Source organism: Maribacter sp. Hel_I_7 (genome assembly GCF_000688315.1).
Taxonomy (GTDB): Bacteria; Bacteroidota; Bacteroidia; order Flavobacteriales; family Flavobacteriaceae; genus Maribacter; species Maribacter stanieri.
Genome location: NZ_JHZW01000003.1, coordinates 801,571 through 823,340 on the forward strand (window position 1 = coordinate 801,571; position 21,770 = coordinate 823,340).

A 21,770-nucleotide genomic window follows, 5' to 3' on the forward strand; every position below is an offset into this window, starting at 1 on the left:
TTATTCCAACCCCTTTTTATCGGGATTCCAGAATGGTTTTGTTTTTATTTGTTTTGCACTCCAATTCAACTCCTTTCTGAAATAATTGGTTAATGTAACACAAACCCTACTATCACCGGCAATGTATACGATTGTCTCGCCTTTCATTTCGGGAATTATACTATTCAATTTTTGGATGATCTCTACGGATGGATTTTCACTCATCACATTAAAATCAAACGGATTAGCACCATTTACATCTGGAAAAAAATCATCCATATTCTCACTGTAGATAATGCTCTCTATTTGTTTATTATCCGATAGATTTCGATTAATAATATATAGATGTGAAAGTGCCGATAGATCGCCGATCATTAAATAACTATCAGCGGAGTCATCAGCAAGAAATTTCCCTTTTTTCCACTTAAAATATACCGTGTCATTGGGATTACAAGTTTCTACCCATTTAGCCCCTATACCATTACTATGAGTTGCGATGGCAATATCTATGGTACTATTTTCTTTATTAATATCCCACACGCTATAACTTCTTACTTTGTCTTTTAAAGAAATTTCATCTTGATCGATTCCTACGCCTACCCTTAAAAAATGCCCAGGCACAAAATCATAATCAGCAATGCCATCACTCTGAATGCGTATTTTATAGACTGAATCTGATATTTTTGTTTTTGTAAGGATAATTCCTTTTTCAAGTACTTTCTTTATTATGGTTTCAACTAAACCCATTTCGTTTACTTTAAGTAATGAATAAATAATCAAGAATTTAATATCTCGATGATTTGCTTATAATTTGATGTAAAACAGTATTTATAAAAACTACTGTTAATTGTTATTCTTGTACTCCGTAGTCATCATAAGAAGAAATTAAGGAGCCTTAATCCTTACTTATTCTTGGCATATCCTATATTCTCCTCCTAGTGTAAGTGAATTTCCATTATAAATTAATTATTGTTTCACCTCATTTTTTAATGCTTTACTCTGGTCAAAAGCGGTAATATTCTCTAACGTGGTAATGGTAATTTGATCCATAGCTTCTTTAGTAAAATATGCCTGATGAGAGGTAATCAAAACATTTGGGAAGCTTAACAGTCTTAAAATCATATCATCTTCTATAATGATTTCGGACAAATCTTCAAAAAACAGGTTTTCTTCCTGTTCATACACATCAATACCTAAATATCCAATTTTCTTATTCTTAAGACCTTCTATGGCATCTTCCGTTTTAATCAATGCCCCGCGACTGGTATTAATAATCATAACTCCGTCTTTCATGGTTTCTATTGAAGTTTTATTTACCAGATGTTTGGTATGCTTGTTTAGTGGGCAATGAAGCGATAGCACATCTGATTGTTCAAAAACCTTTTCCAATGACATATATTCCACACCAAGTGCTGTTACATTTTCATTCTCTGCAATATCATATGCGATAATCTTACAACCGAATCCATTTAAAATCTTACAGAAGGTTTCCCCAATTTTACCAGTTCCAATGACTCCAATAGTTTTATTGCTTAAATTGAAACCTATGAGATTTTTAAGCGAAAAATTACCTTCTCTTACTCGATTATAAGCTTTGTGTGTTTTTCTATTTAAAGTTAAAATTAAAGCCAAAGCATGTTCGGCAACTGCTTCTGGAGAATATGCAGGTACTCTTACCACTTTTATATTTTCCTTTGCGGCAGCATCTAAGTCTACATTATTATAGCCGGCACAGCGTAATGCAATTAATTTAATTCCATTTTTAGAAAGAATTTTAATTGTATTCTCATCTACTATATCATTTACAAATACACAAACCACATCACAGTCTGCAGATAGTTTAGCAGTATCAGGATTTAAAGCCGTTTCGTAATATGAAAAAGAGTAGTTGTACTCTTTATTGTATTTTTCAAAATACTCTTGATCGTAAGATTTTGTACTAAAGACAGCTATTCTCATTATTGCTTTTAAATATGAAATTTAATTTGAAGATAAATATAACCCTGAAATGAACATATTGATTGAAAACAAAAGAACATTTTTTGATTTTGATTACACCGAAAAGCAAGTCTTTATATTGTTATTCTTTTTCAATAGCCTTAAACTCAGAAATCATCTCGAAAAGAGATTTAGGAGCCCTGCCCGTTGCTTTTTCATAGTCGGACGGCAAATCGTTTGCTCCAGCTTTTATCCCTTCATATATACCCGCAATAACGGTACCCATGAAATCTCCTAAAGCAGCTTTTCTATCTGCAGCATAATTGTCGACCGTTACCGAATTGTAGATAAGATTAGTGCCATATACCTTATTGATATTTTCTGCCAACTCGCTTTGCGTTACAGGTTCACCAACCAAGTTGTATACTTGACCATTGTGCTTATCTTCTATTAATAATTTGGCGTAGGCGTATCCTAATTCTTCTCTACTAGTGTAGGTACATTTTCCTTGTCCGGCACAGTTCTCTATTCTGCCTTCTTTAATATACGTATCCAAATACTCCAAATCTGGCTCAATATAGATTCCGTTTCTACCAATTACCCATTGCAGTCCAGATGCTTGGACGTCTTTTTCTGTTTGTCTATTGCTTTGTACTATAGGGCTAAAAGCATTCTTATCTTCATCACCAACTATGCTAGTATATACTATTTTTTTAACGCCATTTTGTTTTGCAGCTTCAATTACATTTCTATGTTGTTGGATTCTTTTTTGAGGCTCGTCCATTCCAGAAACTAAAAGAACGGCATCTACGCCTTGTAAAGCGGAATTAAAATCTTCACGACTATTATAATCTCCTTTTCTAATTTCTACCCCTAAATAGGTTGCCTTTTCTACAGTTCTAGCAATCCCTATTACATTCTCTTTTCCTATTAAGTTAATTAAGTGTTTTACAATAGATGCACCTAATTTTCCACTGGCTGATGTTACTGCTATTTTCATTTGATTTAATATTTATCTTAAGCTACAGTAGCTTTGTTTTTTCTTCTATTGATGAATTTATCTTTTATAACGGGTATTCTAATGATAAAACCTAACCCCACAATTACGGCATATATGATCCAAGTTTTTTCTAATATGGCAACATGTAAAAGACTAAGTACAATGGCGGCATATGCCCAACTCTGAAGCTTTTTCCATGTGGCTTTTAGCTTTTTCATCCATTTTCTATTAGAAGTGAATAACAATGGAATTAGAATTAAAACAGCTATAAAACCTGCTACGTAATTTACTTGGGTAAACGTCTCTAAAAAGCCTTCTGCCCAAATAAATATTATAAAGTGTAATAAACTCCATACTGCAGTAGCAATACCCATTGCTTGCCTAACAAATAGATTGGTGACACCGAATAGTATGAAAAATGGAGTACAGGTAAGTACAGCAGTCATCCATCGAATAGCAAATTCACCTGTAATATGGTATAACATTTCTAGGGTAGACAAACCTTCTTTACCACCGTTAGCTACCAATGATAAATGGAAGCCATTAGTAATATCAATTTTAAACATATTGCTTAAAATGAATAATGGAAGTATTGCCAAAATAGCAACAATCATCCAACCATAATTTTTCTTTAAAAATGCCATATTATAAAGAAGCTTTTAATTCATTCAATTCTTTTTCCAAAGCTTCAGATTTTGCTTTGAACTTTTCCATAGCTTTCTTTAATTGAACTATTTTATTAAAGGCTTCTTCATCTTGTACCGCTGTATAAACCTTTTGACCGTCAACCTCTTTTATTTTCGATTTGCTACCACAAGTTGGGCAATTTGCTACTTGACTCATAAACTTATTATTTAATTCTTATTAATACTACTTTACCATCAAATATACTTTCTAGCGTATACTTATCATTTTCACCAACTTCCTTTAAAAATGCACGAGATTCACTCATGTTGGCATTATCAACATAAATTATGGTATTGGTATGAAAGTTTGACTCTAGCATATTAAATAGGGGTTGATATAAATCTTTCCAGCCATCTAAAAACAATAAATCTATAGGCTCTTTATGATTTTGTAAAGTTTGCATGGCATCACCAATTCTTACATCGATGATATTGGATACTTCCGCTTTCTTAAAATTCTCCATAGCCTTTTCAGCCTTTGAAGCAATTAACTCGGCGGTAATAATTCTGCCTTTCGTTTCTAAGGCACCTTGCGCTAAAAATAAGGTAGAGATACCAAATGATGTTCCGAATTCTACAATATTCTTAAGCTTATTTTTCTTTATTAAATCTACTAAAAACAATCCTTGTTCTTCTGTTATAGAAAGATAGGCATGTTTAAAATCTTCAGGCTGCATTGGTCTAATTATACTCTTGACCAAACCTTTTATAATTCTAGTTTTATCGTTTTTAGCATCATTATAAAGTTCGATTAAAGTTGCTTTTATGTTTTCTTGATGTAGGACAATCATATTTTTTTTATTAAATCAATTAAATTTTATTTTTAGAACTACATTATTTTTTGATATTTAATTATCAATGGAACTGGATAGCTCCCAATCAGTATAATTCAAAAAACTCTCGAAACAATTTTTGATTCAAGAGTCTTTTGGTATACATAATTAATCTTTATTACAGTATATTAATTACTCTAGATTGATTGTGAACGATGCTCCTGGTTGAAACACAAATCCTTCTCCAATTTCTACTACTAAAACGTTATCAGAATCAATTCTAAGATTTACTGCGGCATCACTGGAGGTAAAGCTTTTTACATTATGATCTACATCAAAAGTTAAATAATAACGATCAAAAGATCCTGCTTCAATAGTTCTAAAAAGAGGACCGTAGTTAGCATCATCTGCTTGTGCAACTAGGGTATATTCAATACTATTACCGTCAATATCAATATCATACAACCCTAATAAATAAGATGGGAATTCTACACCTTCTACAATGGTAGTAGAAGCTTCTAGTGATTCTGCTGGAGCGCCAAAAAGGTCTTCTATCTTTTCTTCAATACCATCCGTTATTTCTGTTCCCTGAAACGTGTTTCTAACATGAACCGTCTCGCCATTTAAAACTTGAGGAGTTATAGGCTCTTTTTCACTTACAGTAATTGAAAAAGAAGCTCCTGGCTGAAATACGAATCCTTCACCAATTTGAACCACCAAAACATTATCAGAATCAATTCTAAGATTTACAGCAGCATCGCTAGAAGTAAAACTTTTTACGTTGTGAGGTTCGTCAAAAGTTAAATAGTATCGGTCAAAAGATCCTGCTTCAATTGTTCTAAAAAAACCACCATATGTGGCATCTCCTGTTTGTGCAGTCATTTGAAAATTAATACTATTTTCATCAATATCAACGTCATACAGTCCTAGTAAATAAGATGGAAATTCTACATCATCTTCAATTGTGGCAGTTGCGGATAATGCAGTTGGGTCCGCATCTGGAAAAAATACTTCAATTGGAACTTCAGCACCATCAGTAAAAGCTGGTCCGACTCCTCCTTGAAATGTGTTTTTTATAGCAACACCGGTACCTGTTTCAATTACTGAATTTGCCGTAATGTCAAGATTGTCGTCATCATTACTACATGATGCTAACGAAATAGCTGCTATTGTTAAAACAAAAAACAGCGTATTATATTTATAATTTTTCATCGTTTATTTTATTATTACTTTATAAAGTAAGTGTTAATTAAAATTTACCATTTGTATTCTTCCAATCAGATTTTGCAGGAATAGTAGCTATCACATCCCAGTGCTCAACTATTAATCCGTTTTCTAGTCTGAACAAATCATAATATGCCGTATGGTCTCCTTTTCCAAATTTTCCTTCACTAACACTTAATACAAAGTTTCCTTGCCCTAAGACCATATGAAGATTATCATACTCCATTACCAATCCGTTTTCTGCGAAATACTTCATTGCAGCTCCAAAACCTTCTAAACCGTCTGCAACTGCAGGGTTATGTTGTATATATTCTTTAGGATTGATGTAACTAGCCACTTTATCCATTTGATGATCTAACAATACATCTTCAATAAATCCTCTAACTACTGCTTTATTAGCTTCAGTCTTGTCTAAATCTGTAAGTGCAGTTGCACCATCAAACTGAGTATGACCACTTGGGTTTGGTTTTTGAACCTCTAATAGATTATCCCAGTGCTCAACAATTAATCCGTCTTCAAAACGAAATATGTCAAATGCAGCTTTTGGTCCGAAGAAATCATATTCTGTTTGTGCAAAAACATAATCACCATCTTGAAATGCACGAACAACGTTTGCTTTAAATCCTCCTTCTGGAGCATGTTGCATTAATTCTCCAAAACCTTGTAAACCATCTGCAACACCTAAGTTATGTTGAATGTATTTGTTTGGATTTATGTAAGAAATTGGAGTTTGATCACCTGTATTAAAACTGTTTAACAAAGCAACTACTTTATCCTTATTTGATAACGTTACGTTTTTCAAAGAGGCTAAAGATTGGAATCTCATCATATCTATAGTAGACTGATCCATCATTCCCATAAACTCTTTGGATACAGGAGCATTCATGAAATCATTGATTACAGCATCTGAATTTGCTTTTGTATCCCAATAAACGACTGCTACTTGTTCTCCAGAGTCATTGGACCCCGTAATGCGTTGTAAAAAGCCTTTTTGTTTTTCGGTAAACTTTGGACCAACACTTTTATTTATCTTATTGAAAGCTTTTAAATCAATACCCTCTTTTGTGTTGAAAGTCATTACCTCTGTAAACGTGCTATTGGTTACCTTAAATTTATCTGTGATGGTGAAACGAGACATTTTCATGGTAGACCCTTCAATCATACTAGCATAACCAGCCACAGATTTGTCATTCATAAACTTATCCATAGACGCTTTGGCATCTGCTAGTGATTTCCAATATACCAATACAACATACTTACCTTGTTCGTCCACACCACTTTGACGTCTAATATAACCAGGTTGTTTACTTGTAAAAGTCTCTTCTATTTCAGCATCTAGTGTATTGAATTCTAATTCACTTGCCGTGGTTTTTAGATTAAAACTAGTTACTTCTAAAACAGTTTCTATTTTTTTATCTTCTGTATTACAACTAGCTATTGCCATTGTAAAAAGACTTAATGCTATTAATTTAGATTTCATAATGTTCATTTGTTCTTAATTAGTGTTATTTAACACTACAAAACTAATGGTACATTAATCTGTATTGATTATCAATATGATGCTAAGAATGGTAAATGTGAGATTTTTAGAGTTGCTTGTTTCTGAACTCTTTAGGAGATAGATTCATGTTCTTTTTAAAGAACTTGGTAAAATTAGTGAGTTCGTCAAAACCGGTATCAAAAGCAATTTCTTTAAAGCTTCTATTTGTACTAACTATAGCTCTCTTAATTTCTAATACTACATAATTATCAATGAAGGTTTTGGCAGTATTCAACGTGAATTCTTTTACTACCTCATTAAGGTGTTTTGTGGTAATAGATAGCATTTCTGCGTAATCTTTTACATTTCTAGTTTTTATATAATGTTCTTCTACTAAATTTTTAAACGTAATGAATACGGGATAGTGTTTTGAGTTGTTCTGTTCTGTATGGGTGCGAGAATTACGCTCTAATCGTAATAAATATAAATCTATTAAAGCTGCGACAATATTTATTTGAGCAAAGGTATTAGTGTTTCTAAGCTCTAAACTCAGCTCCTTTAAAAAGTCTTCGTTAAGAGATTCATTATTAGAGATAGGAGAGGTAATATGGTAATTATACAGATGAGAAATAATAGCTATGGAAGATTTTGAAAAATGATTTAAGACGAAATCTTCAGTAAAAATTAATAGGAAACCTTCATAGTCTGCATCTTTCTGAAATGCATGTATTTGCCCTTTTGCAATTTTAAGTACCGTACCTTTTTTTAAAGGATATTCTTTTAAATCTATAGTGTGTTTTCCTGTTCCTTTTGTAACAATCAATAAGGCGAAAAAATGAATTCTATGAGATAGGGTAGGGTCATGGTCTGCCATCTCAGATATTCTTGCGAATAACTCCGTTAGAACCAAACACTCAAAATCTTTTGTGTTATCATGACCTTGAAACGATATGTTAGGAATTTCTTTCAAATAGTAATTTAATTGTCTTCATAAGGTGTTATTATTTAATGATGAATTGCCACCAATAATACCTCATATGACTTACAATAATACTATTTATTTACTTGGTGCATTAGTGAACTCTGTAGTATTAAATTCACTTAAGTCAATGGAATATAAATTTTTAGATGAAGTGATTTGAAAATCTTCTTTTACCATACCCCCAAGTAGATACAATTTGTCTTGATAATAATGAATGGAAGCATCACTAAAGTTTAACTCTATATTAAATTCAGACAGACTCTTTGTTCTAATATTAAATGTGAAAATTTTACCAATATTGTAGATATATATAATATTGTTATTAAATGTAACAGAAGGATTTTCTATTCCATAAGGCAGTTTACCCTCAATTTCCCATGCTCCAGATATTAAATCAAAAGACTCAATTTCATTAAGAGCTTTTCTATTAAAGCCTCCTATCAAATATATTTTATCTTTAATTATTACCCCATTTGTCTCTTTTGCTTTGGTCATTTTGGGTAGTTCATACCAATAGCCTGTCTTTGTATTAAAAACATGAGATTTGTTGGTAAACGTTTTTGGTCCTTCCAATTCTCTTTTTATGGACCCACCCATTAGTATGATATTATCTTGATGAGAAAATGTGGCAAAATTTAATGCTTGATGTGGATTAACGTCATCAATAACTATGTTATTTGCTGCGATATCAAATACCTCTATTTTATCATCTAAATACTCATATTTTCTATTGAGCGCTAATCTTTTACCTCCCAAAATATAAAGTTGGTTATTTATAGAAGTTACTCTGTGGTATGCTCTTTTTCTGAACTTTAAATCTGACTCCTCCCAAGTACCGTTAGGTATATCGTAAATTTGCAAGGCATCACTATGATTTTTCCAATTATGGTTAGGTTTTAATTTTCGACTAAATTCTGCTTCATTTGTGGAATTCATGGTAGCCGTTCTGAATTCATTTTCAAAAAAAGTTTTATCTCCTCCAATTACATAAATTTTACCATTAATAATTTCTGAACCAAAATTATAAACACCTTTAATCAATGGAGCCAGTTTTGTGTAAGCTATATTCAGTTTTCGCTTTCTATTTCCTGACATGGTAACTTCATTAAGCACTTCTGTACTTTTGTTTAAATAGATAGTGAAATTGCGTTTCTTTAAATCTGCTATGGAATAAGATACAGGATGATAGCCTAAAATGGTAAAAAACACTACTTGGGAAGGTGCTATTTTTTGATTAGTAACTATTTTGAATTTACCTCTTGAATCTGAAACGCCTCCTATTTTTTGTTCCTTAACAAATACGTTTACAAACTCAATAGGTTCACTTGTTTCAGCATCTAAAATTTCACCTTCAATATTTTGTGCATTTAGAATAGTTACGGTAAATAAAACTAACAATAAAAACTTCATAGTTGACTTTAATTTGGTCAGGAGCTGGTATAATAAATACTATTCCTAAGGTAGTTAATGAAGAAATATCTCACAAACATTATACTATAGTATATTGTTACTTAACTATTTATTAATCATTGGGCTTGTTAGAGTTTTTGTATTGTTTGAACTCTAACTATAAAATTAACAGCTGAATTATAAAGCTTAATAGTATTATGAATAGCGACCACATATCTACAATTTAATATCAGGTTAAAGTTGTATTCTAGTGCCATCTGCTTTAGCTCTATAATATATATGGTCATTGATATATAAACCTTCAGAGTTTTTGCTTGGCCAATTTTTATTATAATCTTTTGGGTGTTTCACATCAATGGCAATTACTTTTCCATTAAAATATTTTTTAGGTTTCCACTGAATGGTATGACCAACTATAACTGCTTTTGCTTTAAACTTATGTAAACCGACTTCAACATCTTCTTGGGTTAAATCATCTTTGAAATAACCGCGATACCAACTAATACCTTTTTTGGTTGAAATTATTAATTGTTCAAGGTTTTTCTCTGGTTTAGGAAAATAAGAATGGTAATAATTTTTTCTATTTAATTGGTTTACCTGCTCTATTGAAACATCGTAATCAGCAATCTCTGGATGTATACCGCCATGCACAAATAGATTGCCATTTATACGTTCTATGGTATTCTTACTTGCCATCCAACGGCCAATGAAAGATTGTTGGTCAAAAAGGTTATGATGTTGTTTACCTAATATTGATGCAACACTGTAATATTTATAGGATGCCGACTGATATTTTCCTTGCATATTATACAGTTCATGATTTCCTAAAATAAAATGGACATGACCTCCGTAATTCTTTGCATCTTGTTCTAGCTTATAAATAAACCAAAGAACGTTGGTAGTCGAATATCCTCTATCTACAAAATCGCCCACAAGAACCAGATGTCCTTTGCCAAAAGACCAATTTAAATTTTCATTGATAACTTTATTCTCAATTAAAAAATCTCTAAACGTTTTATACCCACTTTCAATATCTGAAATTGCTAGTATTGGTTCACCATCATCATATACACTTTTAGGTATTTCAATATTTGGTGATATGGTAAATTGAAAACTGGTAGAGTCTAATGGAAAAAAACTACTTGCCTTAATATCGTCGTCTGTTTTATATTCTTTTTTATTTAAGTAAAAACCATCTGTTTTATTCCCTTTAATGTAATTAACGTTTACAATACTATCATTTTGATAGAAAACGTACGGACCTTCATTTTGTAAATTAGTACTTAATTCATTTGTTCCATAGCCTATACTGCCATGCAATGAAACCACTATAATTATACCTATTAACAAAAGAGTAATTAGGGTTATAAAAATGTGTTTTAAATAGCGAATGATTCTTAGTTTCATGATTATTAATTTAACTGTTCGTTTTTTGATGAGTTCAAAAATCGACAGTATGCATGCTTTTAAATAATATATGTGATGAATGGCAGCTGAGGCGTGATGTATAAAATCTTAAATCATTTTTGACGAACGCTTAAAAGTTAAATACTTTATGAACCTAAATTATAGCCGTTTGTCACTATTAATTAGTTGGTATCAAGATTCTACTACTTTTGTGAAATGATACCATTCTTAAAGAACAATAATTGGTTTGTAATTAAATTTATCATTGCCATTAGTATTTTAATACCCTTAGGCATTTTAACCTATGAATTTATTGTTTTAGGAAATGAATCTGTAGTGTTTTTGGCTAATTATCCGTTAGCAATTAGTATTATAATAATTGTTTATTATTCTATAGTTATTGTGTCCATCATAGTATGGTTAATATCAAAATTACTGGCACTCTTGACTCTTAAAAATGAAATGCGTAAGATTGAAATTTTACACTTACAGAGTCAGGTGAATCCTCATTTTTTCTTTAATATGCTAAACACGGTTTATGGACTTGTTGATCAAGATACCGACAAAACCAAAAAACTGATTTTAAAACTATCTGAAGTAATGCGATATAGCATTTATGAAGGAGATAAAATGACAGTAACTATAGAAGAAGAAGTTAACTACATCCATAATTTTATTGAACTGCAAAAAATAAGATATCATAAGGTTATAGATGTCAAATTCATAACTCATATTGAAAAGAATATATCAATAACTCCGTTAATGCTCATTATGCTAGTGGAAAATGCGTTTAAGCATGGTGTTGAAAATTTAAGAGAGAATGCGTATGTTCATATAACATTAAAGGTTGATGAGCATAAAATGATTTTTGAAATAGAAAATAATTTTGATGAAAGTGAACTTCCCCGAAAAGAGGGAATAGGTTTATCAAATCTAAAAAGACGTTTAGACTTAGTGTATCCTAAAATGCATGAATTAACAATTGCTTCACATTCCGGAAAATACAAAGCACAACTACTTATACAATTATGATAACGTATTTGATAATTGATGATGAACCAATAGCTCATGATATTGTTAAAGGTTATTGTGACATGCTTCCTAATATGAAATTAATGAAGCATTGTTATGATGCATTAGAAGCTTTAGAATATTTGCGAGAGCATACAGTTCATTTAACATTTTTGGATTTGAACATGCCTAAGTTAAAAGGTTTTGAGTTTCTAAAAACACTATCGGTGCCACCAAAAGTTATTGTAACCACTGCTTATCAAGAACATGCCCTTGAAGGTTATGAATTAAATATTATAGATTATCTATTAAAACCTTTTTCGTTTGAACGTTTTTTAAAAGCTGTAAATAAGGCTGCGTTACCAGTAAATGAAGAATTAAATCCGAAAATAGATTTAACTGAGGATGAACGAATTTTTTTATATAGTGATAAGAAGCATTACCAAGTTCAGGTATCAGATATTAAGTATGTAGAGGCTGCTGGAAATTATACTAAGGTGGTTTTAATTAAGAGTCAGTTGATTGTAAGAGAAAAATTATCCAATGTTTTAAATCTACTTTCGCCAGATATGTTCATACAGGTTCATAAATCATTTATCGTATCAAAATCACATATTGAAGTTATTGAAGGAAATAGAATAATTATACAAGGTCAACAGATTCCAATAGGTAGAATGTACAAAGAAAAGGTACTAAGCAGTCTAGATTTGTAATTTTCATAGCATACTTAATACCATTTGCAAAAAAATATATTAATTTATTCTAAAGCATTATTCCCCCAGAAGCCTCTATGCGTTGACCGTTGATCCAACGTGCATCCTCGGTACAAAGGAAGGCTACGATGCCGCCAATATCTTCTGGCTCGCCAACGCGACCTAAAGCTGTATTTTGACTTATTAATGCTCGCTTTTTATCATTTTCTTTATTCTCACCACCACCAAAGTCTGTGGCTACAGCACCAGGTGCAACTACATTTGCCCTGATTTTTCTATTGCTTAATTCTTTTGCCAAATATCTAGTGAATACATCTACAGCACCTTTCATACTTGCATATGCCGATGAGCCAGGCAAAGAAAATCTTACTAGTCCAGATGAGATATTAATGATTCCGCCACCATCGGATAATAATGGTGCAGCTTGCTGACTTAGAAAATACACTCCCTTTATATGAATATTCATCATTTCATCAAAATCACTTTCAGTAGTTTCTAAGAATGGTTTGTAAATTCCTGTTCCCGCATTATTTACTAGATAGTCTAACGTACCAGAGTCATAATTTTCTTTTAAATAGGCAGCTATCTTTTCAAAGAAAGCTTTAAAGCTAGCAGTGTTTGTAGTATCTAGTTGAAAAGCAACTCCTTTATTTCCAATTTTTTCAATTTCAGATACCACTTCAATTGCGGCATCTTTATTAGCGTGATATGTTAAAATAACATCTAGTCCTTTTTCGGCGATTTTCAATGCCATGTTTTTTCCTAATCCGCGGCTACCGCCAGTAACCAAAGCAATTTTATTTGTAGACATAATTCTATGAAACTTTAAATCATTATAGTGTAATCATTCGCTTTTACTAAAGTATTAAAAATGATAACTAAGCGTATTTAGATTACGTTATTCTTATATTAAAATTGAGAGTCCATAATTATGTTTTTGGATCTTTTCTAAATAATTCTATGACATCGAAAACAAGTACGCAGAAAACTACCCAAATGAATCCGGCAATAAATCCGCCAGCGATATCTGAAGGAAAATGGACTCCCAGGTAAATTCTACTTATACCAATACTTAATATTAGTAGTATTAGTATGGCTATTAAAGCATATTTTATGACCTTATGAATCTTGAATTTGGTAACCAGAAAAATTAAGAATCCATAAAACGCCATAGCACTCATGGCATGACCGCTTGGGTAACTTAATGTTTCAACGGAAACTAAATGTTCTATACCAGGTCTTGCTCGGTCAATAAATCGCTTTAACATCATATTAGATACCGTCGCCAACGCTAGAACCAAAGTAGCTTGTACTACATATTTCCATCGTTTAAAAACCAATAACGATAGCAACAAAAATATGACCAATACTATTAAATACCCATATACATCACCAACGTTGGTCATAAATTTAAAGTAACTAGTAAGGTTAGGGGAGCGATACGAAATAACATAATCTGTTATTGTCGTATCATAAGTTGCCAATAGGTCTGTTTTTAATGTTTCGGTTAATTCTATAAATAAATTAATTCCACCAACAACTACTATTAACGCGACTATTACTGTAATTACATAAGGCAGCGTTGTATTGTATTGGTTAAGTTTATTCGCTAGAAATTCTCGTAGCGTTTTAATTAAATTAAATAAAGTTTGTTTCATGCCAAGCATCCTAAATTAGTTGTAAACATAGTAGATATTGACTGTAACTAGTGTTTCATATAAATTGATAAATAGCTCGATTGAGTTAATTTGACGGATTAAGCACCAGCCAGCTAGTAATCATATTTGGTAAGGTAGGCACTGAAACCTTATCTTTATACCATAATAGAATTGTTAGAAATTATGAAATCACCCAATTGGAAAACTGCCATAGAATTTGATGATATTACCTATAAAAAATGTGACGGAGTCGCCCGTATTGCATTTAACCGACCTAATGTTAGAAATGCTTTTAGACCTCATACTACAAGTGAGTTAATTAAAGCTTTTTATGATGCACAGGAAGATACTTCCATAGGTGTAGTTTTACTTTCTGCGGAAGGTCCTTCTACCAAAGACGGAATTTGGTCTTTTTGTAGTGGTGGTGATCAAAAGGCTAGGGGAGAAAAAGGGTATGTTGGACAAGATGGGCAACACCGATTAAATATACTAGAGGTTCAACGAATGATTCGTTTTATGCCTAAAGTGGTTATTTGTGTGGTACCAGGATGGGCAGTAGGTGGCGGACATAGTTTGCACGTAGTGTGCGATATGTCTTTAGCTAGTAAAGAACATGCGATTTTTAAACAAACAGATGCAGATGTTACCAGTTTTGATGGTGGATATGGTTCTGCATATTTAGCAAAAATGGTGGGTCAGAAAAAAGCTCGTGAAATCTTTTTCTTAGGCAGAAACTATTCTGCACAAGACGCTTTTGAAATGGGGATGGTAAATGCCGTAATACCACATGATGAGTTGGAAGATACCGCCTTTCAATGGGCACAAGAGGTTTTAGAGAAATCTCCAATCTCCATTAAAATGTTGAAGTTCTCAATGAACCTAACCGATGATGGTATGGTTGGGCAACAAGTATTTGCTGGTGAAGCAACACGATTGGCATATATGACCGAAGAAGCTAAAGAGGGTAGAAATGCATTCTTAGAAAAACGTAAACCAAATTTCGGTAAAGATAATTGGCTACCGTAAGTGGTTGTCAGTTGATGGTTGTCCGTTGATGGTTGTTCGTTGATGGTGACTTTAAAAAAGTTCATTTTATTAAAAATGAACTTTTTTAGGCTAAAGGCTAAAGGCTAAAGGCTAAAGGCTAAAGGCTAAAGGCTAAAGGCTAAAGGCTAAAGGCTAAAGGCTAAAGGCTAAAGGCTAAAGGCTAAAGGCGCAACTGCTATCTAAATTACCCAAAATTAAAAAGAGTCTAATCAGTGAAGATCAGACTCTTTTACGAGAACACTATATGAAAATGAAAAAATTTTAATTCGTTTTTAATAACACTGTAAATGTATAGATCAACTTGAGTTTCTTGAAACTATTGTTGCCATCTCAGGAGATTCTGTTGTGAAAGTCTATGTAAATGTGGTATTGTTTTAAGAAAGTTAAAATTTTAACCCTTTCATCGAATAGATTGAATTATTTCTTTAAGTAGGGTATTGAACTGCTCGTCGGTTTGTTCTTTTGTTCCTGTACGTACCACAACCAAATCTTTTGAAGGGATTATGAATATGCGTTGACCTTGAAATCCGTTAACCGAATATAGGTCAGTGGGAATGTCTTCATATTTACCTTCTGCATTCAACCAGAAATGTGCCCCATAAGTTCCGTTAGAATTTATAGTTGGTTTAGCTACATAATCTGACCACGACTCTGAAAAAATGCGCTTACCGTTCCAATCACCTTTATTAAGATAAAGAATTCCGAATTTTGCCCAATCTCTGGTTGTTGCCCATCCGTATGATGACAAAATATAATTGCCAGATAAATCGGTCTCTAAAAGCATTGAGTTCATTCCTATTTTATCAATCAACGCTTTATATGGAAAGTCTAAATATTCTTGATGTGTAGCGAACTGCTCTCTTAGAATACCAGAAAGTAAATTGGTGGTACCAGAAGAATAGTTCCATACTTCAGTAGGTGCTGCAATCACATTTTTATTGCGCTGCGCCAAGGTCATATCAGAATCTAGGAAAAGCATTTTTGTAACATCTGAAATTTTAAAATAATTTTCATCCCAAGCCAAGCCACTCTGCATTCTTAATAGGTGGTTAATGGTTATATTCCCTTTTGGATTCTTCATTCTAATCTCTTCAGAAAAAGGGGTGTCATTCATTTTAATCTTTCCTTCAAATTCCAAAATTCCATATAGCGTAGCCAAAATACTTTTAGTCATAGACCAGCCAAGAATTTTTGTGTCTTTAGAAAATCCGCGTATGTAACGCTCTCCAATAATTTGATTTTTATGAACCACTAATAGCGACTTTGTTTTTTGCTCAGGGTCATTGAACGCATTGACAAATGCTACTTCTAACTTATCATAATCTACATTCTCCAGTATTTTATCAATAATTCCTTGATTTCCATATGGAAAGGGCAGGGTGTCTTTTTCAATAAATCTATTGGGTACAATATCAAAATTGTGTTTTGGAAACTCCTTGTTGGTTAACACGGCACCTAAACCTTCTTTATAAACAGAAGTTCTAGGCATAAGACCAAAAACTGATGCTGTAGATGATTTATCAGCCTCAGATACTTCACAATCAGACAAATTTATCAATGGCATTTCATCATGATCCACTGTAACATCCGTGGGGTCCCTATGTGCTATATATACACTAGAAGCCATGTTTTTAGAAGCATAGCCAGATATAAGGTTTAGCTTTGGATAGTTAAAATATACGGCTGCAATAATTCCAATTAATGCAATACCCAAAAGCAATTTTAGTTTCCTCATTCTTATTTTAATTTATAGGTAATTAGATGTGTTACAATTTGTTTTCTGAAAGTTTGGTACTGAATTATACGTGGTCGATTATAATTTTTCCCATGTTTTATCTGAAGTAAGTCTAAAGCTGCCTATATGATTAAAGTTACATTCCTGAGGTGGTATCAAAGACAAAAATGTGCTCTCGTCCTTTGCTTTATATAAATGATATTCTTTGCCAACAATTGGCTCAAAACTGAACTTAGCACTGTACACTAAATTGTTATATTCAAAATTGTCCATTAATTTCTTATACGAACTTTGTAATGCTTCATACTCAGCCTTAAACTGATTATTAGCACTTACAATATGCGTATTCTTCCAAGAAGTTACATCTGGCGGAGTAATTTTGGGTGCTGATACTCCGGTTGCAAAAGGGGATAGTTTTCCGTGATATTCTTGAGTTTCCTCATTGAAAACTACATTATCTGGTTTTTTGTCTTTTTTCATAGCAATACAAATTTAAATAAAAGCCTTCATTTATCACTTGCGAGATTTTAAGGGTATAGGTATCTTCCATTCTTTAATTCTGTACACAATTAATCATTCTCTTATAAATGGATTTCAAATCTTGCTTTTACTGTATTTTATTTTGCTTTTTAATATCATGTAATACAGCTGAAAAGCCATCTAAAGGTGAAATTCTTTTCAATACTAATTGTGCTAGCTGCCATATAGCACCTGCCGTAACTGATTTGCCCAAAAATATTTGGAAAGACAATGTACTACCGGCCATGGGAGCGCGTATGGGTATTATTAACGCTGAAAATCATCCGTACCATAAATTAACATTTAGGGAGCAAATGGCAGTCATCAAAACAGGCGTATATCCATCAAGACCTACTATAGACCTTGCAGATTGGGAACTACTTAAAGATTATATAATAGAACTTGCGCCAGATAGTCTCAACAATATAAATACGATTAAGAGTTCTCCGTTAACCCAATTTGAAACCAAACCAATAACTCTAGATAGTGTAAAAGGAAGTTTATATACTTTTTTAAAAATAGATACATTAAACCACTCGATTATTACTGGTTCTAGAAAAGGGGAATTAGCTAGTTATGATTTAATTAAAAAACAAAACACTGTTTTAGATTATTTTGGCTGGGCTATTATTGATGCAAAATTAGTTGGTGACAGTACCTATGTTACCAATATGGGAGTGATGGACCCAAATGAAATACCTAGAGGTAATACCGTATTGCGATATGGTAGTTCTACAGCCATTCTACAAGACTCTTTACATAGACCGGTGCATACGCTTTATACCGATTTAAATAAAAATGGTTCTGAAGAAATCGTAATTAGTGAATTTGGTGATTTAAGAGGCAAATTATCGCTATTAAAAAAAGATTCCTTTGGATTTTATAGAAAGAAGGTACTACTAAATTTACCTGGCACTTTAAGAGTAATTCCGAGAGATATGGATAAAGACGGAAAAGATGACCTAGTAGTAATGACTGCTCAAGGTGATGAATCAGTTTATATTTTATACCAAAAAGATAATTTAGAATTTGAGATTGAAAAAGTACTACGCTTTAGTCCCGTATACGGATCTAGCTGGTTTGAATTGATAGATTATAATGGTGATGGCTTCGATGATATTATAACCGTAAATGGGGATAATGCGGATAAATCTTTCGTAAACAAACCATATCATGGTATGCGAATTCATATCAACGATGGTAAAAATAATTTTAAAGAGACTTATTTTCACCCTTTAAATGGAGCAACCAGAGTAATTGCCAATGATTTTGATCAAGATGGCGATATAGATTTTGCCCTTTTAGCGACTTTTCCTGATTATAACGAACATCCTGAATTTAATTTCGTGTATTTGGAAAACATAGAGAGTAGTACGTATACCTATAATCAAAATCATTTTGAAGACACCAAAATGGCAAGATGGTTTTTAATGGATGCTGCAGATATCGATGGTGACGGAGATGAGGATATTGTATTAAGTGCATTGACATATTCGTTTACACCTGTGCCAGAATACTTAGAAGAAGCATGGAGCGAAAGTTATACTGACCTTCTTATTTTAGAAAATAAACTACATTAGTAGGTATGATCAAAAGATTATCCATTGCGTTTATCTTTGTAATAGCCTTTAGCTGTTCAGATAAGCCCGTGGATGATAAGTATAATTGGATTCCTTTACAAGTAACTGCGACAGCATACAATTCACTTCCTTATCAAACATCATACGAGCACCCTGCAATAACTGCATGGGGAGATTCTATAAAACCTGGTGTAAAATGGATTGCTGTTTCTAGAGATTTACTTAAGAAAGGACTTTCATATAACACTTTGGTCAAAATAGATACTTTTGATGGTATATACATTGTTAAAGATAAAATGCACGCTCGTTGGCGGAATAGAATTGATATTTACATGGGTGAAGATGTTAAAAAGGCTAAGGAATGGGGAAGGCGGAAACTTACCATTAAATATGCCGTTAAAAAAGATAGTTTATTAATTATAGAATGATGAAACATAGTGCAGTATATTTTATTTTTGGTCTACTAATCGTGTCATGTACTTCCACAAAAAGTATTGTGGACCATCCAATTACTTTTAATGAAGAGCGAAAAATATTGACTCTAGAATATCTTCAAAATAGATATGGATTAGAGCAGGAATCACCTAAAATTGATCCTAAAATGATTGTTTTACATTGGACGGTCATCCCGACATTTCAAAAATCATTTGAAGCCTTTGATCCTGTTACATTGCCAAATTGGCGACCAGATATTAAAAATGTAAGTGGTTTAAATGTATCCTCTCAATTTATGGTAGATAGAGATGGAACCATTTATCAGCTTTTACCTGAAACAACTATGGCAAGGCATGTCATAGGGCTTAATCATTGTGCTATTGGGGTGGAAAATATTGGCGGAACCGAAGAATTACCTTTGACAAAAGCACAATTAAAATCTAATATTTGGTTAGTGAAGTATTTGAAAGATAAATATGATATTGAATATTTAATAGGACATTACGAATACACATTGTTTGAAAACCACCCTTTGTGGTTAGAAAAAGATGAAGGATACCGTACGGTAAAAACAGACCCTGGTCCAGATTTTATGAACAATGTTAGAAAAGCTGTGAAGAATTTAAATTTTAAGGAGCTACCTAAAAACTAAAAATAGAATTAAATAAATCAATCTAAATGAAATATATAGTACTGGTATTAATAGGTTTATTCTCCTTTTCTTTAATGGGTCAATCAGAGAATATAACTACTCAGTTATTTGATTCTTACGATAACTACAAAGAGAATTCTATTGGAAAACGACGTATTAAACGAGCGGATATTCAACCGTTAATTGATAAATATTCCAACAACAAAAAGTTTAAAGTTAATAAAGTAGGTAAGTCTATTGGTGGTAAAGATTTGAGTCTTATAAGCATTGGTACGGGCGAAACAAATGTTTTCCTTTGGTCTCAAATGCATGGAGATGAGCCTACTGCAACACAAGCTATTTTTGATATTTTGAATTTCTTTGACAGCTCTGATTTTAAAACAGAAAAGGATGCCATTCTTGCCAACTTAACGGTTCATTTTCTACCAATGCTAAACCCAGATGGAGCTGAGCTTTTTCAACGAAGAAATTTATTGGGTATAGATATTAATAGAGATGCTTTACGTTTACAATCACCAGAATCGCAAACTTTAAAACGTGTACGTGATAGTTTAGATGCTGATTTTGGATTTAATCTACACGATCAAAGCACTTATTATAATGCAGAACGTACAGAAAAACCTGCTACTATTTCATATTTAGCTCCAGCATACAACTATGAAAAGGACATTAATGAAACACGTGGTAATGCTATGAAGATTATCGTGTTTATGAACGACATACTTCAGAAATATGCTCCAGGTCAAGTAGGGCGTTATAATGATGATTTTGAGCCTAGAGCTTTTGGTGATAATATTCAAAAGTGGGGTACAAGTACTATTTTAATAGAATCTGGCGGTTATGCAGGAGATATTGAAAAACAAGAAATTAGAAAGCTTAATTACACTTCTATTTTATCTGCTATATATACTATTGCCAAGAAATCTTACGAGGCTATTAGTATTGATGAATATGAAAAGATACCGGAGAATGATAGAAAGTTATTCGATTTAAAAATAACTGGTGCAACATATAATCTAATGGGTAATACGTATACTATCGATTTAGGGATTAATCAGGTGGAAGTAGATTATCCAGACCATAATTCTTTTTGGTATAGCAGTCGTGTTTTAGATCAGGGAGACCTATCTACTTATTATGGATATGAAACTGTAGATGCTTCTGGTTATACTATAAAGCAAGCAAAAGCGTATCCAACAACTTTAAACACATTTGAAGAAGTCAAAGCTTTAAATTTTAAAGATATTTTAAAGCAAGGTTACGGATATGTACCTATGTCTACCATACCTTTAAAGCAAGTTAATTCGCCATTTCCGGTTCATTTAATTGGAAAGAAATATACTGTCCCGGAATTGAATTTAATGCCAGGTATTAACCCAACTTTCTTTTTAGAAAAAGATGGTAAAATTGAATACGCGATTATAAATGGATTTTTAGTGAACTTAAAAGAATCTATTATCAATGTGCCCAATGGTATGATATTTAGATAAATCAGCGATTAGAAAGAACTAAATATAAAGCATAAAAAAAGGGAAGCATTT

The 21,770-nt window shown here is 32.4% G+C and carries 22 protein-coding genes; 7 read left to right on the forward strand and 15 right to left on the reverse strand.

Annotated elements, in window-relative coordinates:
* The 11 genes from P178_RS0115070 to P178_RS0115120 all read right to left on the reverse strand — a co-directional run bounded on the left by P178_RS0115070 (position 1) and on the right by P178_RS0115120 (position 10,879).
* Complete coding sequence (locus P178_RS0115070) at positions 1-726, reverse strand: siderophore-interacting protein (RefSeq protein WP_027066992.1); 726 nt, start codon at positions 724-726, stop codon at positions 1-3.
* Positions 727-945: 219 nt separating this feature from the next.
* A complete protein-coding gene (locus P178_RS0115075) occupies positions 946-1,938 on the reverse strand; it encodes a 2-hydroxyacid dehydrogenase (protein WP_027066993.1) in 993 nt (330 codons plus the stop codon).
* Positions 1,939-2,059: 121 nt separating this feature from the next.
* A complete protein-coding gene (locus P178_RS0115080) occupies positions 2,060-2,917 on the reverse strand; it encodes an SDR family oxidoreductase (RefSeq protein WP_027066994.1) in 858 nt (285 codons plus the stop codon).
* A gap of 17 nt (positions 2,918-2,934) precedes the next feature.
* Complete coding sequence (locus P178_RS0115085; protein WP_027066995.1) at positions 2,935-3,561, reverse strand: ferric reductase-like transmembrane domain-containing protein; 627 nt, start codon at positions 3,559-3,561, stop codon at positions 2,935-2,937.
* A 1-nt stretch (position 3,562) separates the two neighbouring features.
* A complete protein-coding gene (locus P178_RS0115090) occupies positions 3,563-3,760 on the reverse strand; it encodes a hypothetical protein (RefSeq protein ID WP_027066996.1) in 198 nt (65 codons plus the stop codon).
* Between the two features lie 7 nt (positions 3,761-3,767).
* Positions 3,768-4,394, reverse strand: coding sequence for an O-methyltransferase (locus P178_RS0115095; protein WP_027066997.1), 627 nt, complete (start codon positions 4,392-4,394; stop codon positions 3,768-3,770).
* A 174-nt stretch (positions 4,395-4,568) separates the two neighbouring features.
* Positions 4,569-5,588 (reverse strand): hypothetical protein, encoded by a 1,020-nt coding sequence (locus P178_RS0115100; protein WP_027066998.1) that lies wholly within the window; start codon positions 5,586-5,588, stop codon positions 4,569-4,571.
* A 37-nt stretch (positions 5,589-5,625) separates the two neighbouring features.
* The gene (locus tag P178_RS23590; RefSeq protein ID WP_231500554.1) at positions 5,626-7,080 is read right to left on the reverse strand and encodes a nuclear transport factor 2 family protein; all 1,455 of its coding nucleotides are present in this window, start codon (positions 7,078-7,080) and stop codon (positions 5,626-5,628) included.
* Between the two features lie 106 nt (positions 7,081-7,186).
* Positions 7,187-8,050: an AraC family transcriptional regulator gene (locus P178_RS0115110; protein ID WP_027067000.1), complete on the reverse strand. Its 864-nt coding sequence runs from the start codon at positions 8,048-8,050 to the stop codon at positions 7,187-7,189.
* Positions 8,051-8,137: 87 nt separating this feature from the next.
* Positions 8,138-9,472 (reverse strand): carboxypeptidase-like regulatory domain-containing protein, encoded by a 1,335-nt coding sequence (locus P178_RS0115115; RefSeq protein WP_036146950.1) that lies wholly within the window; start codon positions 9,470-9,472, stop codon positions 8,138-8,140.
* Between the two features lie 234 nt (positions 9,473-9,706).
* Positions 9,707-10,879: a metallophosphoesterase gene (locus P178_RS0115120; protein ID WP_027067002.1), complete on the reverse strand. Its 1,173-nt coding sequence runs from the start codon at positions 10,877-10,879 to the stop codon at positions 9,707-9,709.
* Positions 10,880-11,095: 216 nt separating this feature from the next.
* Here P178_RS0115120 and P178_RS0115125 point away from each other — a divergent pair, with 216 nt between their 5' ends.
* Together P178_RS0115125 and P178_RS0115130 are read left to right on the forward strand one after the other, a co-directional pair.
* Positions 11,096-11,911 carry a sensor histidine kinase gene (locus P178_RS0115125; protein WP_027067003.1) on the forward strand — a complete coding sequence of 272 codons (816 nt, stop codon included), beginning with the start codon at positions 11,096-11,098 and terminating at the stop codon, positions 11,909-11,911.
* Positions 11,908-12,603, forward strand: a complete 696-nt coding sequence (locus P178_RS0115130) for a LytR/AlgR family response regulator transcription factor (RefSeq protein WP_027067004.1) — start codon at positions 11,908-11,910, stop codon at positions 12,601-12,603. Before P178_RS0115125 ends, P178_RS0115130 begins: the two co-directional genes overlap by 4 nt.
* A 49-nt stretch (positions 12,604-12,652) precedes the next feature.
* Here the strand turns inward: P178_RS0115130 and P178_RS0115135 are convergent, their stop codons facing one another.
* Together P178_RS0115135 and P178_RS0115140 are read right to left on the reverse strand one after the other, a co-directional pair.
* Positions 12,653-13,414 (reverse strand): SDR family NAD(P)-dependent oxidoreductase, encoded by a 762-nt coding sequence (locus tag P178_RS0115135; RefSeq protein WP_027067005.1) that lies wholly within the window; start codon positions 13,412-13,414, stop codon positions 12,653-12,655.
* 118 nt (positions 13,415-13,532) lie between these two features.
* Positions 13,533-14,261, reverse strand: coding sequence for a phosphatase PAP2 family protein (locus P178_RS0115140; RefSeq protein WP_027067006.1), 729 nt, complete (start codon positions 14,259-14,261; stop codon positions 13,533-13,535).
* Between the two features lie 183 nt (positions 14,262-14,444).
* On the opposite strand from P178_RS0115140, the gene P178_RS0115145 reads away from it, so the two are divergent.
* Positions 14,445-15,287: a 1,4-dihydroxy-2-naphthoyl-CoA synthase gene (locus tag P178_RS0115145; RefSeq protein WP_027067007.1), complete on the forward strand. Its 843-nt coding sequence runs from the start codon at positions 14,445-14,447 to the stop codon at positions 15,285-15,287.
* Between the two features lie 421 nt (positions 15,288-15,708).
* Here the strand turns inward: P178_RS0115145 and P178_RS0115150 are convergent, their stop codons facing one another.
* Complete coding sequence (locus P178_RS0115150) at positions 15,709-17,043, reverse strand: serine hydrolase domain-containing protein (protein WP_027067008.1); 1,335 nt, start codon at positions 17,041-17,043, stop codon at positions 15,709-15,711.
* A gap of 78 nt (positions 17,044-17,121) precedes the next feature.
* On the reverse strand, positions 17,122-17,523 hold the full coding sequence (locus P178_RS0115155) for a DUF2452 domain-containing protein (protein WP_027067009.1): 402 nt from the start codon (positions 17,521-17,523) through the stop codon (positions 17,122-17,124).
* Between the two features lie 107 nt (positions 17,524-17,630).
* Here P178_RS0115155 and P178_RS0115165 point away from each other — a divergent pair, with 107 nt between their 5' ends.
* From P178_RS0115165 to P178_RS0115180, 4 genes are read left to right on the forward strand one after another with little or no spacing between them, the layout of a single operon-like run.
* Positions 17,631-19,142, forward strand: a complete 1,512-nt coding sequence (locus tag P178_RS0115165) for an FG-GAP repeat domain-containing protein (protein ID WP_081819455.1) — start codon at positions 17,631-17,633, stop codon at positions 19,140-19,142.
* A gap of 5 nt (positions 19,143-19,147) precedes the next feature.
* A complete protein-coding gene (locus tag P178_RS0115170) occupies positions 19,148-19,570 on the forward strand; it encodes a 3D domain-containing protein (protein ID WP_036146954.1) in 423 nt (140 codons plus the stop codon).
* Complete coding sequence (locus P178_RS0115175; RefSeq protein WP_036147423.1) at positions 19,570-20,229, forward strand: N-acetylmuramoyl-L-alanine amidase; 660 nt, start codon at positions 19,570-19,572, stop codon at positions 20,227-20,229. Before P178_RS0115170 ends, P178_RS0115175 begins: the two co-directional genes overlap by 1 nt.
* Before the next feature lie 26 nt (positions 20,230-20,255).
* Positions 20,256-21,719, forward strand: coding sequence for a M14 metallopeptidase family protein (locus P178_RS0115180; protein ID WP_027067013.1), 1,464 nt, complete (start codon positions 20,256-20,258; stop codon positions 21,717-21,719).
* Positions 21,720-21,770: the final 51 nt, after the last annotated feature.